The sequence below is a fragment of the Bradyrhizobium huanghuaihaiense genome (genome assembly GCF_025200885.1).
In the GTDB taxonomy this organism is placed as follows: Bacteria; Pseudomonadota; Alphaproteobacteria; order Rhizobiales; family Xanthobacteraceae; genus Bradyrhizobium; species Bradyrhizobium huanghuaihaiense.
This window is the reverse complement of record NZ_CP104172.1, coordinates 2,676,165-2,692,881: the sequence shown is the minus strand read 5'-3', so window position 1 is coordinate 2,692,881 and position 16,717 is coordinate 2,676,165. Positions and strand designations below refer to the sequence as shown.

At 66.8% G+C, this 16,717-nt stretch carries 11 protein-coding genes; 3 read left to right on the top strand and 8 right to left on the bottom strand.

The genetic code is table 11. The annotated features are described in order from the left end of the window. Positions 1 to 127 precede the first annotated feature (127 nt). The 7 genes from N2603_RS12700 to N2603_RS12670 all read right to left on the bottom strand — a co-directional run bounded on the left by N2603_RS12700 (position 128) and on the right by N2603_RS12670 (position 11,632). Positions 128 to 2,728 (bottom strand): EAL domain-containing protein, encoded by a 2,601-nt coding sequence (locus N2603_RS12700; protein WP_260389036.1) that lies wholly within the window; start codon positions 2,726 to 2,728, stop codon positions 128 to 130. A gap of 157 nt (positions 2,729 to 2,885) precedes the next feature. Next, complete coding sequence (locus N2603_RS12695) at positions 2,886 to 4,181, bottom strand: MFS transporter (RefSeq protein WP_260389034.1); 1,296 nt, start codon at positions 4,179 to 4,181, stop codon at positions 2,886 to 2,888. Between the two features lie 89 nt (positions 4,182 to 4,270). Next, entirely contained in the window at positions 4,271 to 6,697 is a 2,427-nt protein-coding gene (locus N2603_RS12690) for a bifunctional diguanylate cyclase/phosphodiesterase (protein WP_260424187.1), read from the bottom strand. Between the two features lie 229 nt (positions 6,698 to 6,926). After that, entirely contained in the window at positions 6,927 to 7,904 is a 978-nt protein-coding gene (locus N2603_RS12685; protein WP_260389033.1) for a hydroxyacid dehydrogenase, read from the bottom strand. 12 nt (positions 7,905 to 7,916) lie between these two features. Continuing rightward, entirely contained in the window at positions 7,917 to 9,770 is a 1,854-nt protein-coding gene (locus N2603_RS12680) for a TRAP transporter large permease (RefSeq protein WP_260424186.1), read from the bottom strand. Positions 9,771 to 9,804: 34 nt separating this feature from the next. Next, positions 9,805 to 10,836 carry a TRAP transporter substrate-binding protein gene (locus N2603_RS12675; RefSeq protein ID WP_260389032.1) on the bottom strand — a complete coding sequence of 344 codons (1,032 nt, stop codon included), beginning with the start codon at positions 10,834 to 10,836 and terminating at the stop codon, positions 9,805 to 9,807. A gap of 352 nt (positions 10,837 to 11,188) precedes the next feature. Then, on the bottom strand, positions 11,189 to 11,632 hold the full coding sequence (locus N2603_RS12670; RefSeq protein WP_018640888.1) for a DoxX family protein: 444 nt from the start codon (positions 11,630 to 11,632) through the stop codon (positions 11,189 to 11,191). 94 nt (positions 11,633 to 11,726) lie between these two features. On the opposite strand from N2603_RS12670, the gene N2603_RS12665 reads away from it, so the two are divergent. From N2603_RS12665 to N2603_RS12655, 3 genes are all read left to right on the top strand, one after another. Further along, complete coding sequence (locus N2603_RS12665; RefSeq protein ID WP_018640889.1) at positions 11,727 to 12,647, top strand: LysR family transcriptional regulator; 921 nt, start codon at positions 11,727 to 11,729, stop codon at positions 12,645 to 12,647. A 143-nt stretch (positions 12,648 to 12,790) separates the two neighbouring features. Continuing rightward, positions 12,791 to 14,278, top strand: coding sequence for a caspase family protein (locus tag N2603_RS12660; protein ID WP_260389031.1), 1,488 nt, complete (start codon positions 12,791 to 12,793; stop codon positions 14,276 to 14,278). A 202-nt stretch (positions 14,279 to 14,480) separates the two neighbouring features. After that, the gene (locus tag N2603_RS12655; RefSeq protein ID WP_260389029.1) at positions 14,481 to 16,166 is read left to right on the top strand and encodes a SulP family inorganic anion transporter; all 1,686 of its coding nucleotides are present in this window, start codon (positions 14,481 to 14,483) and stop codon (positions 16,164 to 16,166) included. Positions 16,167 to 16,347: 181 nt separating this feature from the next. Here N2603_RS12655 and N2603_RS12650 read toward each other — a convergent pair whose 3' ends face one another. Continuing rightward, entirely contained in the window at positions 16,348 to 16,710 is a 363-nt protein-coding gene (locus N2603_RS12650) for a hypothetical protein (RefSeq protein WP_260389027.1), read from the bottom strand. Positions 16,711 to 16,717 lie beyond the last annotated feature (7 nt).

Genomic DNA, 16,717 nt, shown 5'->3' with positions numbered 1-16,717 from the left:
CGGGGCAAGTTCCGTCGGCCAGCCGTTCCTCTCGGTCCTCGGGTTCCATTCGGTTGCGCACTCGGCAGCGGCCCGAAACAGGCGCCTTTCGGGGGCTGAAAGGACAAGCGGACGGGCCGATTGTCTTTCAGGAGTTCATACCTCCGCCGACCACTTTCACCGCAGCCACGCCAACCACCGCAACATCGAGTCTTCTCAGCATCGCCCTCGCCTGCTCGGCGCAATGCTCGATCAGCCAGCGCTCGAAGGCGGCGGGTGCCAGCGCCGGCGCATAGAGGAAGCCTTGCACGACGTCGCAGCCGAGCTCGGCCAGCGTCCTGCGCTGGCCTTCGGTCTCGACGCCTTCGGCGACGACGGTCATGCCGAGGCCCTGGCCGACGCGCACCACGGCGGTGGCGATCGCCAGCGCGCCCGCGTCACGCTCGATATCGCGCATGAAGCTGCGGTCGATCTTGAGCTCGCGGATCGGCAGATGGGCAAGGCGGCTGAGGCTGGAATAGCCGGTGCCGAAATCGTCCACCGAAAGCCCGACGCCGAGCTCGCGGATCGCATTCATGGTCTCGAGCGCGGCGACGCTGTCCTGCATGAACGCACCCTCGGTGATCTCGAGCATCAGGGCGTCCGGCGGCAAATCGTATCCGACGAGGATGTCCTTCAGGCGTGCGGCCAGCGTGACGCTGCGGAAGTTGATCGGCGACAGGTTGACGGAGACGCTGGGGATATTGAGCCCGGCGCGGCGCCAACTCGCCATCTGCCGGCAGGCCTCGCGCACCGACCACAGACCGATCTGGTCGATCAGGCCGCACTCCTCGGCAAGCGGGATGAATTTCGCCGGCGAGACATCGCCGAGCTCGGCGTCGTGCCAGCGTGCCAGCGCCTCGACACCGTGGACGGCGCCGTCGCAGCTGCGGATCTGCGGCTGATAGCTCAGCGTCAGCGCGCTGTCCGCGATGGCACGGCGCAGCGCCGCGATCAGCGCCAGCCGCTGCTCGGTCAGCCCGTTCATCTCGGCGCTGAACAGGCGATGGGTGGAGCGGCCGGCCTGCTTGGCCATGTACATGGCGGCATCGGCCTGCTGCATCAATGTGTCGATGTCGGTCGCGTGATCAGGATAGAGGCTGATGCCGATGCTGGCCGACATCGGCATCAGCTTCGACCCGAGCCGCAAGGGTGCGGCCAGCGCTTCGGTGATCCCGGCCGCAATGCGCTCGGCGGCCTCGGCGTTGCGTTGCGGCAGCAGGATGACGAATTCGTCGCCGCCGAGCCGTCCCAGCATGTCCTCGAGACCGATATGTTCGCGCAGGCGCTGCGCCAGTTGGATCAAGAGCTCGTCGCCGGCGGCGTGGCCGAACGTGTCGTTGACGTCCTTGAAGTGATCGACGTCGAGGAAGGCCAGCGCGACATGGCTGCCGGTCGGGCAGGCATCGATCGCGGTCGTGATCAGGTGGCGCAACTGTGCGCGGTTCGGCAGGCCGGTGAGGATGTCGTGATAGGCGAGCCGCGCGATCTCGGCGCGCGCTTCCTTGCGCTCGATCGCGAAGGCGCCGAGGTTGACGCAGGCCTCGACGATGCGGCGATGCCAGTTGCTCGGCGCGCGCGGCTCGCGATAGTAGAAAGCGAAGGTGGCGATGACGCGGCCGTCCTTGGCCTTGACCGGGGTCGACCAGCAGGCGCGCAGGCCGATTGCGAGCGGCATGGCCTTGTAGGGCTGCCAGCGCGGGTCGGTGTCGAGATCCTCGGCCAGGACCGGCACGCCGTAGAAGGCCGCGGTCCCGCAGGAGCCGACATTGGGGCCGATCGCGATGCCGTCCAGCGCGCGGGAATAATCGTCCGGAAGGCTCGGGCCGCCGAGCGGATGGACCAATCCGGCGGCATCGACGTGGAGCAGCGAGCAGACCACGTCGGGCGCGATCTCCTCGACCCGGCGACACAGCCTGTCGGCGATGTCGGTGATCGGGACCTCGTCGGCGAGCGCGCCCATGATCAGCTGCTGGAGGGAGCGGAGCTGCTTGGTCTCGGTGATGTCCTCGAGCAGCGCGAAGATGTGCTTGACCCGACCCTTCCTGTCGCGAAAGGCATCGATCCGGGCGCAGACCCAGATCTCCTCGCCGTCCTTGTCGTAGACCAGCGTCTCGATTTCGCTGCTATGGCCGCCGGCCAGCAGGCGCTTGACCAGCTTTGCGACGGCGTTGCGATCGGTGTGGCAGCCGGCGATCAGCTCGCCGGCGCGGCGCCCTTCGGCCTCCTCGCTGGTATAGCCGAACAGCGCCGTGAACGCGGAATTGACGTAGACGATGTTCTGCTCGACATCGGTGATGATCACCACGCGGTTGGTCTGGTCGGCGACCGCGTGGAGAAGCTCGATCCTGACGCGGCGCTCCGCATCGAGCGTGACGTCGCGCGCGAACACGATGCGATGGGGCCGGCCGTCGACCGTCGCCGACGAGATCGCGACCTGCACCTTGATACGGCTGCCGTCGCGCCGCACCAGGCTGAACTCGTCGCGGAGATCCGCGGTCGCGCCGGCCTCGAGACATTTGACGGTGAGAACGGCGACGGCGCGGCCGAGCACCTCGGTGGCGGCGAGCTTCCAGATCCGCTCCGCGGCCGGGTTGAAATGCGTGATGCGATGCGCCTCGTCGACGATGACGATGCCGTCGTCGGCGCGTTCGAGCGCGGCGCGCATAACGTCCGGAATGTCTGTGACAAGGTGATCGGAGGCGGACATCGTCTGAACCGGCGGCATCGGGAAATGCAGGCAATCGGCGAGAGGTTAACGCTCCGATGGTGTCCAAGACGTTTTTGCAATTCCGTCGCGCCGCGCCAAGGCGGGACATGCTTAACGTCCCGCGAAAACGGCAGACGTATCTTGATGCGTCCGGAACCTATTCGGATGCCGGTTTGAGCTTATGCAGCCGCCCGGCTACGGCGCGCACCTTGCCCGGCGAGGCCCGCCACACCGACAGCGCCGACAAGCCGCTCACGACCATGGCGATGGCAAAGGCGAGCGTGTAGTCGCCGGTGCGATCATAGAGCAGGCCCGTGAGCCAGGGACCTGCCGCGCCGCCCGCCAACGCCGCCAGCATGATGGTGCCGAAGATGCTGCCCTGGTGCCTGCCCTGGAAAATCTCGAACACCACCGCGCCCATGATCGAGGTGAGGCCGTAGCCGAGCGCGCCTTGCGTGAACACCATGACGTAGACGAGCCAGAGCGACGGCTGGAACTTGAGCGCGATCAGCGCCGCGAAACAGATCGCAAAGCCTGCGCAGCTGATCGCCCACACCCACTCGCGCCCGATGCGATCGGAGACGTGACCGAGCAGGATCTGGCCGGGAATGCCGAGCAAGCTGACGATGCCGAGCGCCCACACCGCGACATTGGGACTGAAGCCGATATCGAGCAGGAACTTGGTCTGGTGCACCTGCACGGCGTACCAGATGTAGAGGCCGGAGAAATAACCGACCGCAATCCACCAGAACCGCGCGGTCGCGACGGCGCGTTTCAGCGTCCAGTCGGTGTTGACCCAGACGGGGTCGACCACGTTGGAGACCGGCTTTGCAGCGCCGGCGCCAGGTGCCGCATCGCCGTCCGGCCGCAGGCCGATATCCTCGGGGCGCTTGTGCAGCAGCAGATTGATCGGCGCCAGCGCGATCAGGACGAGCAGCCCCATCGCAGTGCAGGCGGTGCGCCAGCCGGTCTGCTCGATCATGTGCTGCACCCACGGCAGCAGCGTCACCGAGCCGATGCCGACGCCGGCAAAGGCGATGCCGATGGCAAAGCCGCGCTTGCGGATGAACCAGTTCGGCAGGAACAGCGACTGGCCGGAATAGCCGAGACAGACGCTGCCGGCGCCGACCATGACGCCGATGGTGAGATAGAGATGCCAGGGCTGGCTGGTGAGCGGTGCCAGCAGCAGCCCGCCGCCCATCAGCACCACGCCGAGCTCCATCACCGCGCGCGGACCGGCGCGGTCCATCAGACGGCCGATCAGCGGGCTCGCAACGCCGGATGCCACGAAGCCGAACGAGAAAGCGCCGGCGGTGACGCCGCGCTCCCAGCCGAATTCGGAGATGATCGGCGGAAAGAACAGAGAGAACGCGGTGCGCGCGTTGACGCCGATGGCCATGGTGACGAAGGTCACGGCGACCACGACCCAGCCGTAGAAGAACGGAAGCCGCATTTTTTCTATTTCATCCCTAGACGATCCTTCGGACCATCTGAGGGTGTCCGGGTCAAGCGCTTTTCGCGCATGCCCATCGAGCGGTGATGTCAGGCGGCGTCGAGCCGGGAGGATTCGGCCGCATCCGGCTCGATCTCGCCGACCGGCTGCGGGCGCCCGAACAGATAGCCTTGGGCAAAATTGACGCCGAGCGTTCTCAGCCGCTCGAACTCCTCGGCGGTCTCGACGCCCTCGGCGGTGACCGACATGTCGAGCCCTCGCGCCAGCGTCACGATCGAGGAGATGATGGCGGATGAACGCGGCTGGTGCGTGAGGTTGCGGATGAACGACTTGTCGATCTTGATCTTGTCGAACGGGAACGCGACGAGATAGCTGAGCGAGGAATAGCCAGTGCCGAAATCGTCGAGCGCGAGCTCGATACCGATGCTCTTCAGCCGCTCCATGAAGGCGAGGTTCTCGACGCCGCGCTCCAGCAGAACCGATTCCGTGATCTCGATCTCGAGCCGCGGCGGCGGCAGGCCGGAATCGGCGAGCGCCGCGCAGATCATCTCGAACAGCTCGGCTTCCTTGAACTGGATCGGCGAGAGATTCACGGCGACCATCAGGTCGGAGGGCCAGCCGGCCGCATCCGCGCAGGCGCGCCGCAGCACGAATTCGCCGAGCGGAACGATCAGCCCGGTCTCCTCGGCTAGCGGAATGAACTGGTCCGGCGGAATCAAGCCGCGGCTCGGATGCCGCCAGCGCACCAGCGCCTCGAAGCCGCGCCGCACGCCGCCGGTGGCATCGACGAACGGCTGGTAGTGCACCTCGAGCTGGCAGCGCGCGATGGCGTCGCGCAAGTCTCCTTCCAGCGTGTTGCGCGCCTCGAGCTCGGCCGACATCGCCTCGTCGTAGACGGTGAAGCAGTTGCGGCCCGCCGATTTCGAGCGGTAGAGCGCAAGGTCGGCCTTCTTCAGCAGCTGCTCCTGATCGCTGCCGTGATCCGGCGCGATCGCGATGCCGATGCTGGTGCCGATCTCGACGCGATGGCCGGGCAGCAGGAACGGCTGTGCCACGAGCTTGGCGACCCGCCCCGCGAGCTCGGTGGCGCAGGCGCGCTGATCCTCGCAAGCCCCCTGGATGATGGCGAACTCGTCGCCGCCGAGCCGCGCCAGCACGTCGGTGGCGCGCAGCGCGGATTTCAGCCGCTGCGCCACCTGGCGCAGCAGCACATCGCCGGCGCCGTGACCGAGAGAGTCGTTGACGTTCTTGAAGCGGTCGAGGTCGAGCATCAGGATCGAGAAGGTCGCACCGTTGTCGTCGAGCTGTCGGTTGAGCTCGTCGAGCCGGGCGAGGAAGAAGGCGCGGTTCGGCAGGCCGGTCAGGATGTCGGTCTGGGCGAGTTCGAGCACCCGCCGGTTCGCCAGCGACAGCCGCCGCGAATTGCGGCTGGCGAGCATGAGATAGGTCGACAGCGACAGCGTCAGCAGCATGCCGACGATGAGGACCGCGACCGCGCGATCATAGGCCGTCTCGAGCGCGCCGCCGGCGGTCGGCATCGCGCGCACCTGCCAGTCGGTATCGCCGATCTTGAGACCGCCCGACCAGTGCAGGGTCCGCGCGACGTCGCGCATCGACTGCGGCGCGGTGGCGGCGGACGAATAATCCGGCAGCATGTCCTCGAGGCTGACGATCTGGCCGGTGAAGGGCGGATAGACGTTCACGCTGACCGCGGGGCTCGCGCCGGTGGTCACGCGGATGGACTGGATCAGCAGCGGCAGATCGAAGACGCCAACCACGAAGCCGGCCAGATTGCGGCGCCGGTCCGCGACCGTCTCGCGCGACGTTCCCTTGGCGTAGACGGGAATGGCGACGAGGACGTCGGGCAGCCGGCCGCCTTCCCTGGGCTCGTAGAGACGGGTACGGACGGCCGCAACCCGATCGTTGTCGCTGGCACGCTCCAACACCGCAAGGCGTTCCGGGATGCTCGCGTAGTCCATGCCGTAGACCTGCGACGTCTTCGGCTGCGTCGAATAGAACACCGGGAAATATTCGTCGCTCTGCGGCGCCACCGCGAGAGCATCGCCCTGGAGCGACTTGATGCGATAGCCGGACACGCCGTCCGCGACCGCGGCGGCCTCGTAGTCGGTGCGCTCCTTGCGGTTGACGCGCGGCAGCCAGGCGATGCGCAACATGCCGGGATGGCGCTCGAACAGGCGCGCGCTGAAAGTCTCGAATTCGCTGCGGGTGATTTGCTCGTTGGTGGATTCGAACAGCGTGCGCAGCGCGACGAGCCTGGAGATGTACTCGCCCATGCCGTGCTGCATGACGATCGCTTCGGTCTCGGCCGCGTTCTCGAACTCGATCCTGTTGACGCGGTTTTCCCAGCGCGCAACGGCGGCCGCGCCCACGATCGAGAACAGAAGCCCGACGGCGACAGCGACCAGCGCAGGGCGATAGAGCCCGAGCAGCGGCGCGGCACGCCACCATCCGGTCTTCCGCTTCCGATCCTGATCGTTCTGATCGCGGCCGCCCATCTTGATCCGCACGTCCCCCTTCGGCGCGGCGGCACGAACTTCTGGTTGAGCCGCCGGAACTTCTATCGGACAAGGATCGGGGTTAAGAACTGCACAATTTCGGAACCCGGGCGTGCCGGATTGCGCGCCTTAGTTAACGACTACCCTGCAAACCGCGGCAGACTGGAAATAACTTGCCGGTTTTGCCCGACGTCGCGGACGAGGACGAGGTTCAAGTCAGACCGCGTTCTCAGGGCCGGCGCGTCCAGCGCTCGGCATTGACGGCGCCTTGCGGCACCTCGCCCCGCACGATCGCTTCGACCTGTCGCACGGTTTCCAGCGACTGGTACTCGATCGCCTGCGGCGTCAAACCGCCGACATGCGGGGTCGCGATGACGTTCGGCAGCTTCGCGAGCTCGGGCGACGGCATCTGGTCCGGTGCACGGCCGACGTCCATCGCCGCACCGGCGATGCGGTTCTCACGCAGCGCGCGTGCCAGCGCGGCCTCGTCGACGAGATTGCCGCGCGAGAGATTGATGAACACGGCATGCTTCTGCATGCGCGCCAGCGCGGCCTCCCCGATCAGATTCTCGGTCTGCTCGTTGGCGATGGCGAGGCAGACGACATAGTCCGATGCGGCGAGAAGCTCGTCGAGACCGACCTGCCTGATTGCGGCATCACTGACATCAGCGAAGGGATCGGAGACCAGCGCCTCCATGCGCAGCACTTTTGCGATCTCGGCGAGATAGCGCCCGATGCTGCCATAGCCGATGATGCCGACCCTGCTGCCGGCGAGCTGGCGGCCCATCCGTGCCTCGGGCTTGCGGCCGGCCTGGTAGTCCGCCGTCGTCCGCGACACGCCGCGGGAGAGATCGACCATGAAGCCGAGCGCGAGCTCGGCGACCGCCTGCACGAAGCCGGGACCGGCGCGGGTCACGAGCACGCCGGCTTGTGAAGCCGCATCCACGTTGACGTTGCGGATGTCGACGGCGCAGCGGATGAAGGCGCGCAGGCGCAGCAATTGCGCGAAGATTTCCCCGCGGCCTTCGGTCATACGGTCGGCGACGATGATGTCGGCATCTTTGGCGGCGCGCACGAGGCCGGCTGCATCCAAAGTCTCATCGCTCTCGTGCAGGATCACCTCGGCGGCCGCGCGCAGGCCGTTCAGGCTGCGATCGCCGTAGTAATTGCGCCGCATCTCCGGGGTGTGCGCGAGCAGGACCTTCACGACAAAACTCCTTCAGTAGCCGAATGCCCGCGGCAGCGCGGTCGAGAGCCATGGCACGAAGGCGATGACGAGCAGGCAGAGGAACAAGAGGCCAAGATAGCCCATGATCGGCTTCACCGTCTGCTCGATCGGAACGTTGCCGATCAGGCAGGCACCGTAAAGCCCGAGCCCGAGCGGCGGCGCGAACAGGCCGATGCCCATCGCGATGACCAGCACGACGCCGAAATGCAGGGGATCGACGCCGAGCTGCACCGCCACCGGCAACAGCAGCGGCCCGAAGATGATCAGCGCGGCCGCGCCCTCCAGCACCGAACCCATCACGATCAGCACGACGATGGCGAGCAGGATGAACATCCAGACGCCCGAGGTCTTCGACAGTCCCAGCATGAAATCGCCGACCGCGTGCGGGACCTGCTGCAGGGTCAGCGTGAACGCCAGCGATTGCGCGGCGGCGACGATGAACAGCACGAGCCCCGCGCGCGTTGCGGCCTGGACGAAACTATGGGCCGCGGTCTTGAAGCTGAGCTCGCGGAACACGACGCTGCCGACGACCAGCGCATAGGCGACGGCAAAGGCGGAGATTTCGGTCGCCGTGGCAAAGCCGCTCTTGAAGCCGAAGAAAATCATGAAGATCAGGCCGAACGCCGCGATCGCGCCGCTCCAGAGCCCGGATACCGGCGCCTGCGGCGCGACGTCCTCGGCCTCCGCCGGCGGCTTGCCGAAGATGATGGAGACCGCGATCAGCACCAGCGCCATCAGCGCTGCCGGCAGCAGCCCGGCCATGAACAGGCCGCCGATCGACAGGTTGGCGACGAAGCCGAGGATGATCAGGTTGATGCAGGGCGGAATGGTTTCCGCCATCACCGCGGAGGCCGCGAGCAGCGCCACCGCGCCGCCCGGATTCTGCTTGGAGCGGCGCGCTGCCGGGATCAGCACCGAGCCGACCGCGGCGACATCGGCCATCTTCGAGCCCGAGATGCCGGAGAACAGCACCATCGAGGCCACCATCACGACGTTGAGGCCGCCGCGCATGCGCCCGACCGCACGCTGCAACAGCTCGATCAGGCGCACCGACATGCCGTTAGCTTCCATGAGGTAGCCGACGAGGATGAAGAACGGGATCGCCAGCAGCACGAAATTGTCGATGCCGCGCGCCATCTGCTGGGCGAAGATGACGCCGGGCAGCGCGCCCTCGACCCAGATGAAGATCAGCGCGGCGAGCGCCAGCGCAAAGCCGATCGGCAAGCCGCCGAACAGGGTCGCGAAGAAGCCGATCAGCATCAGCGTGCCCGCCGACGGCACCGAGGCCGGCGACAGATAATCCCAGGCGAGATAAAGCCCGGTCACGACGATGATCGCAACGAGGCCCCTGACGATATCAGGCAGCGGCCTTGCGCAGAGATGGTCGATCGCGAACACCGTCATGAACAGCGCGCCGACACCCATGGGGTAGAAGGTCAATTCCAGCGGCAGGCCGGAGCCGGTGGTCTGGCCGGCGGTCAGCGAGCCCAGCTTGATGGCGTGATAGGCGACGTAGCCGGAGATCAGCACGATCAGCAGGGCGCTGGCGGCATCGACCAGCGTGCGCAGCCGCACCGGCAACAGGTCGCGAAAGAAGGAGACGCCGACATTCTCGCCGCGCGCGAGCGCGCTCGCCGCGCCGAAGAAGGCCGAGCCGACCATCAATCCGCGCGCGACGTCGTCGGACCATTCGACCGGCGCGTTGAAGAAGAAGCGCAGCAGCACGGAGGCGCAGACGACCACGAGATCGGCGGCGAGCAGCACGGCCGCGATCCCGTCGCTGAGGCGAAGCAGAAGTATCATGCTGCCGTGGCGGCCGCCCGAAAGCGGCACGGCGGCTGTCATCGCCATTTCGGACTTCGCCATTGGGACTTGGCCATCAGGCTTGCGTCGCGCGGATCATGTCGATGACCGGCTTGGATTCCGGCCGCGCCTTGATGAAGTTCTCGATCTGCGGCGCGACGCGCTTCTTGAAGGCTTCGCGGTCGCATTCGGCGACCGTCACGCCCTTCTCGCCGAGTGTCGCCAGCGCCTCCTTCTCGACCGCAAGGCCATGAGCACGGGTGTCGACCGCGGCCTTCTTCGCGGCATCGAGGAAACCCTCGCGCAGCTTCGGATCCATGCGGTTGTAGGTCATGTCGCTGAAGTAGATCGCCAGCGGCGAGAAATTGTGCTGCGTCAGCGCGTAGAATTTGGCCGTCTCGAAGAACTTGCTGGCGAGGATCGTCGGCGGATCGTGCTCGAGGCCGTCGAGCACGCCGGCCTGCAAGGCCGTATAGATCTCGCCGAAAGCCAGCGGCGTTGCGGCCGCGCCCATCAGGCGCAGGCATTCGGTGATGACGGGATTGGGCAGGGTGCGGATCTTGAGCCCGGCGAGATCCTCCGGCGTCTTCACCGGCTTCTTCGCCAGCACGCTGCGCGAGCCGAAATTATAGGCCCAGGCGATGATGCGGATGTTGCCGCCCTTGAGCAGCGCATCCTCGATCGGCTTGGCGGCGCCGGAATCGAACGCCTTGGTCTGCTGCGGGAAGCTCGAGAACAGGAAGCCGAGGTCGAAGGTGCCGACCAGCGGCACCAGATTGGCCGAGATCGACGAGCCCGACACCATGAGGTCGATGACGCCGAGCTTCACCGAATTGATGACGTCGATTTCCTGGCCGAGCTGGTTGTCCGGAAAGAACGCGACCTCGACCTGCTCGCCCAGCCCGTTGCCCTTCAAATTCTTGACGAGGTTGTCGTAATAGACGCGGCCATTGGCGAATTTCGGATCGTTCGGCAGCGAGGAGGAGCATTTCAGCTTCAGCGTCGCAGCTTCGGCACGGCCGATGATCGCGGGAGAGAGCACGAGGCCGGCGGTGACCGCCGCCGATGACTTGATGAACGCGCGGCGGTTCACGGGCACGATGGTCATGGTGCGGTCTCTCCCCAATTATTCTTTTTGCAGCCGCGATCATTGTCGCGGCGTCTTGGCTCGACAGTATGGCCAAAGCGACGACACAGGCAAGGGATGCGCCCGGCGGCGCCGCGATGGCGCGAGCGACGGGCGCACTGCAGAAATCGCGACGGAACGCCTTTATTTATCGGTGTTTTCGCGCATCCCGCACGGCAGCGACGACGCCTGCCGTGCAGGATTGAGAGGGATCGATCCAATTCAGGTATGGATCAATGCCGAACGCATATCGATCGGATTGTACGAAGCAGACGAACGAAAGCCGCGGGATCGTGATCCCGCGGCTCGCAAGGTCGGAGCGAATGCGGTGTCGTCAGCGCGAATGCGCGCCGCTGAGCTGGCCGCCCGCAGCCTGCACATCACGCGAGGGACGCAGCGCATAGGCGCCGTCGCCGAGCAGGGCCTGCGCCGCGAGCGCGATCGCCCAGAAGGCGGGGAATTCCCAGCCGCCCTTCGGATTGGAGAAGAAGAAGCCGGCCGCGCCGTGCACCGAGAAGATCGCGCCGAGCAGGATCGGAATGCCCGCGAGCGCCGCGTAGCGGGTCCAGACGCCGAGGATCAGGGCAACGCCGCTGAGCACTTCCACGGTCATGATGAGATAGGCGAGCTCGGGCGGGAAGCCGAGGCTGCCGAAGAACTTTGCGGTGCCAGCCGGGGTGAACACGAACAGCTTCAGGCTGGCATGGGCGAGGAACAGCGCGCCCAGGGTCACGCGCAGCACCAGCGCGGCGTAGGGGGCGGTACGGGAATCGATCATGGCGGTCTCCTTTGCGGCGCACCATGATCTATTCTCAAATCGATAATAATCTGCTATTTTCGAAATATACTTCACACTAGCAGAGTGAAATAGTTTGCTCGACCGCCTGACCAGCCTGGAAGTCTTCGCGAGGGTGGCCGCAGCCGGCAGCCTCTCCGGCGCGGCCCGGGCCATGGGCCTGTCGCAGACCATGGTGACCAAGCATGTCGCCTCGCTGGAGACGCGGCTCGGCACAAAACTGTTCCACCGCACCACCCGGCGGCTCTCCATCACCGAGGCCGGACGGAGCTATCTGGAATCGGCCGAGCGCATCCTCGCCGACATGGAGGCCGCCGACGCCGCGATCGCGCGCGAACGCGTCGAGCCGCGCGGGCTGCTGCGCGTCAACGTCCCCGTCGTGTTCGGCACAAGGCAGATCGCGCCTGCGATCGCGGAGTTTTCGGCCGCCCATCCCGAGGTCACCGTCGAGCTCGGTCTCAACGATCGCCTCGTCGACCTCGCCGAGGAAGGCTGGGACCTCGCGATCCGCATCGGCAGCTTGCGCGACTCCAGCATGGTCGCGCGAAAGCTCGCGCCGAACCGCCTCGTGGTCTGTGCCGCACCTTCCTATCTTGCCAGGCACGGCACGCCGCGTACCGTCGCCGACCTCGCCGGACACAATTGCCTCGGCTACACGCTCTCGCAGCAGGCGAGCGCGGCGGAATGGCTGTTCGGCGCCGAGGGCGAGATCCGCGTCCAGGTCAGCGGCACCTTGCGTGCCAACAACGGCGATGCGCTGCGCGCGGCGACGCTGGCCGGCCTCGGCCTTGCGCGCCAACCCACCTTCATCATCGCCGACGATCTGCGCTCAGGCGCGCTCGTCGCGCTGCCGCTCGATCAGCCGGAGATCCAGACGTCGGCGGTGCATGCGGTCTACCTGCCCGACCGCCGGCCGCCGGCCAAGGTGCGCGCCTTCATCGACTTTCTCGCCGCGCGCTTTGCGCCCGTGACGCCCTGGGACCGCGGACTGCCTTGACGGCGCACGGCCGGACGCGCCCGCCGGGCAGACATTCTGCCCGATTTGTCGCACGCCAAGCGTGAGCCAGCGCACAGACGGCGTCATGGTACGGATCTAGAAAAGGTGACATCATCGCGCGCATTGCCGATGGAGGTGACATCATGCGCCGTCCAGTCCTTTCCAATTTGCTGCTTGCGTCCGGCCTTCTTGCGCTCACACAACTGACGATGCCGACCGATGCCGCGGCCGAAGCGCGGCTTGCGCTGGTGATCGGCCAATCCGCCTATCGCACCGTGCCGGAACTGCCAAATGCCGCCAACGACGCCAAGGGCATGACGGAGCTGCTCGGCAATGCCGGCTTCACCGTCACGTCGGCAGCCAACCTCGGCCAGAACGAGATGCGCGCGGCGATCTCGGATTTCGCCGGCAAGGTCAGCGCCAGCGGCGCCGACACCGTCGCGTTGGTGTTCTATGCCGGCCACGGCCTGCAGATCGACGGCGAGAACTATCTGGTGCCCGTCGACCTCGACCCCAAGCGCGAGGCCGACATTCCGCTGCAGGGCGTGCGGCTGAACGACATGCTCAACACGCTCGGCGCACTGCCGACGCGGGCGCGCATCTTCATGCTCGATGCCTGCCGCAACAACCCGTTCCCCGCGCTCAGCGGCGCCGGCCACGGGCTTGCGATCGTCGACACCAAGGCCGGCGCGCCCGGCTCCTTCATTTCCTATTCGACCTCGCCCGGCGCCGAAGCCGAGGACGGCAACGGCATCGACAGCCCCTACACCACGGCCGCGCTGACCATCGCCAAGCAGCCCAATCTGCCGATCGAGGAGGTGTTCAAGCGCATCCGCGTCGCGGTGGCGCAATCGACCGAAGGACGGCAGATCCCCTGGGAAAGCTCGTCGCTGACGACCGACTTCAAGTTCTTCGGCGGCGAGAGCAGCGGTCAGCCGGCTCTGCCGGGCGCATCCGCCATGGCGCTCGCCAGCGGCACGCGCAGTGTCGCGGACTGGCGCCGGGATTTGCAGGGCAAGGAGCCGAAGGCCGCCTATGAGCTCGTGATCACTGATGACACCGTGGAGGCGTATCAGGCCTATATCGAGCTGTACGCGCAGGACGCCCGCACGCCGCGCCTGCGCACGGTGGTGGAGCGCCGGCGCCAGATGCTGGCCTGGGAGCGCGCGGTCGCGATCAACACGCGCGCCTCGTTCGAGGCGTATCTGGCGAACTGGGACAATAGCGATCTCGCGGCAACCGCGCGCAGGCTGCTTCTCCGCGTGCAGAACCGCAACTATGCCTTGCCCGTGGCCGCCGCGGCCACTCCTGCTCCGATCGCCGTCGCGATGGCGCCGACCTGCCCGTGCTCGACGCCCACGCCTCCGGCCTCTCCGGTCAACCCGGCGGTAGCGCCTCTCATCAAGAAGCGCGTCGACGAGACGCCGCCGAAGCGCAAGGTGGTCGAGACGCCGCCGAAGCCGCGCCGGCCGCCGCCTGAAGACGTGGTCTATGAGCGCGCACCGCCGCCGGATCGCGGCCCGCCGCCCGGCGCCATCATGCAAGGCATCGGCATCGGGATTGGCCTCGGCATGGGCATGGGTGGTGGCGGCCGCGGCGGCGATTATCACAACGACCGCGGCCGGTACTGAGGGGGACGCGCGCGATACGGAGGACAGTATGTCCTCCGTCATTGCGAGCGCCGCGAAGCAATCCAGAGTCTCTCCGCGGCGGGATCCTGGATTGCTTCGCTGCGCTCGCAATGACGACGGATGTCGAGAGATTGCGTCTTCCGCCTTCCAATCCGGAAATGCTGTAGTCTAATCGATCGACACAGGCTTTCCGGGGACCTCGATGCCGCACGACGCCGACGCCAAGAGCTCAAAAGAGCACGCATGGCCGCTGTTCCGCTCGCTCGCCTCCTATTCGCTGCCGGGCGACCTGATGGCGGGGCTGACGCTGGCTGCGATTGCGATCCCGGAGCAGATGGCCACCGCGCGGCTTGGCGGCTTTGAGCCGCAGATCGGCTTCTTCGCGTTCATGGCCGGCTCGCTCGGTTTTGCGCTGCTGGGCGGCAACCGCTTCCTGTCCTGCGGCGCCGACTCCACGATCACGCCGATCTTCGCCGGCGGACTTGCGGCGCTCGCCGCGGTCGGCTCGCCGGAATATCAGGGGTTTGCGGTCGCGCTGGCGCTGATGGTCGGCGCGATGATGCTCGCCGGCGGCGCCTTCCGACTTGGCGGCATCGCCAACCTCCTGTCGGTGCCGGTGATGGTCGGCTTCCTCGCCGGCATCTCCGTCCACATCATCGTGTCGCAATTGCCCGGCGTGCTGGGACTGAAGTCGCCGAGCGGGCCGACGCTCGATCGCATCGGCGTGCTCGCCGACGAGCTCAACCGCAGCAATCCCTTCACGCTGTGCATCGGCCTCGGCGTGCTGGCAACGGTCTTCGTCTCCGAGAAGATCAGCGCGAAAATTCCGGGCGCGCTGATCGGGCTCGTCGCCGCGACGCTGGCCACGATCGCGCTCGGCCTCGAAAGCAAGGGCGTCAGCGTCGTCGGCAGCGTGCGGGGCACGCTGCCGCGGCTCACCCTGCCCGAGCTTGCGCCGGAGCATTGGGTGCATCTGGTGTCGCTCGCCTTCGTGATCACGGTCGTGGTGATGGTGCAGACCGCCGCGACCACGCGCTCGTTCCCGTCCGATCCCGACAAGCCTGCCGACGTCGATCGCGACTTCCTCGGCGCGGGCGCCGGCAGCGTGCTGTCCGGCCTGTTCGGTGCGTTTCCGGTCAATGCCAGCCCGCCGCGCACCGGGATCGTCGCCGAGACCGGCGGACAATCGCAGCTCGCAGGGCTTGCGGCCGCGGCGATCGTGCTGGCGCTGCTCGCATTCGGCACCGGACTGTTGCGGCACGTTCCGGACGCGGCGCTCGGCGGCATTCTGCTGTTCGTCGCGCTGCGCATCGTCCGCACGAAGCAGATCGTCACGATCTACCGCCAATCTCGAAGCGAATTCCTGCTGATCCTCGCCACCGCCGCCCTGATCATCATACTGCCGATCCAGCAGGGCGCGTTCCTCGGCATCGTGCTGTCGCTGCTGCACGGCATCTGGAGCACGACGCGGGCGCGGCTGGTCGAGTTCGAGCGCGTGCCGGGCACCACGATCTGGTGGCCGGCCCATTCCCACATCAGCGGCGAGCACATCGACGGCGTTGCCGTGATCGGGCTGCAGGCGCCGCTCTCGTTCCTCAACGCACCGGGCTTCCGCAGCGACGTCGCGAAGGTGCTCGGCACGGCGACGCCGCAACTCCTGGTGCTGGAAGCGAGCGGCATGGTCGAGATCGACTTCACCGCCGCGCAGATCCTGCTCGAAATCTTCAAGGCGTGCAACGAACAGGGCGTCACCGTCGCGCTGGCACGGCTGGAATCGGTGCGCGCACAGGACGCGTTCGAGCGCTTCAGATTGTACGACGCCCTGCCCCGCGAGCGCATCTTCCACAGCGTGGACGAGGCCGTGCGCAAGCTGGCCAAAGCGGAATAGTTGGGGACGCTGGCCGAGCCGCGGGCTCCCAACCTCTCCCGCTTGCGGGAGAGGTCGCGCCGAAGGCGCGGGTGAGGGCTTTCGCCTCTTGGGGATTGTCCCGTTGCGGAAGCACCCTCTCCCCACCCCTCCCCCGCAGGCGGGGGAGGGAGCGCACCTGCCTCGCGGCGACACTCTTTCTCTATGACGCGAGTGTCGGATGGTCCCGCTGCACCGTCTCGCGGATCCAGCTGGCATGGATCGCGCGAAACAGGATCTGCGCGGTCTTGAGGTCGCCCGCCTCCATGCAGAGATCGACGATGCGATGGACCGCATCATCGCGCATCAGTCCATCCGAGATCTTCATCGCGATCTCCATCGCGACCTTGGCCGCGCGCTCGTAGCGCGCGCTTTCGCGCCTATCGTTGCGTGCCGCCCCTGCAGCGCTCGCGGCCGCCGCCTCGCAGATCGCACGAATGCGCGCGGCGGCCTCGATGTCGCCGAGCGGCCCTTCGATGGCTTCGTCCCAGATGTCCTGTCGCGTCTTGCGCGCCAACCACTTCATCGCCTCA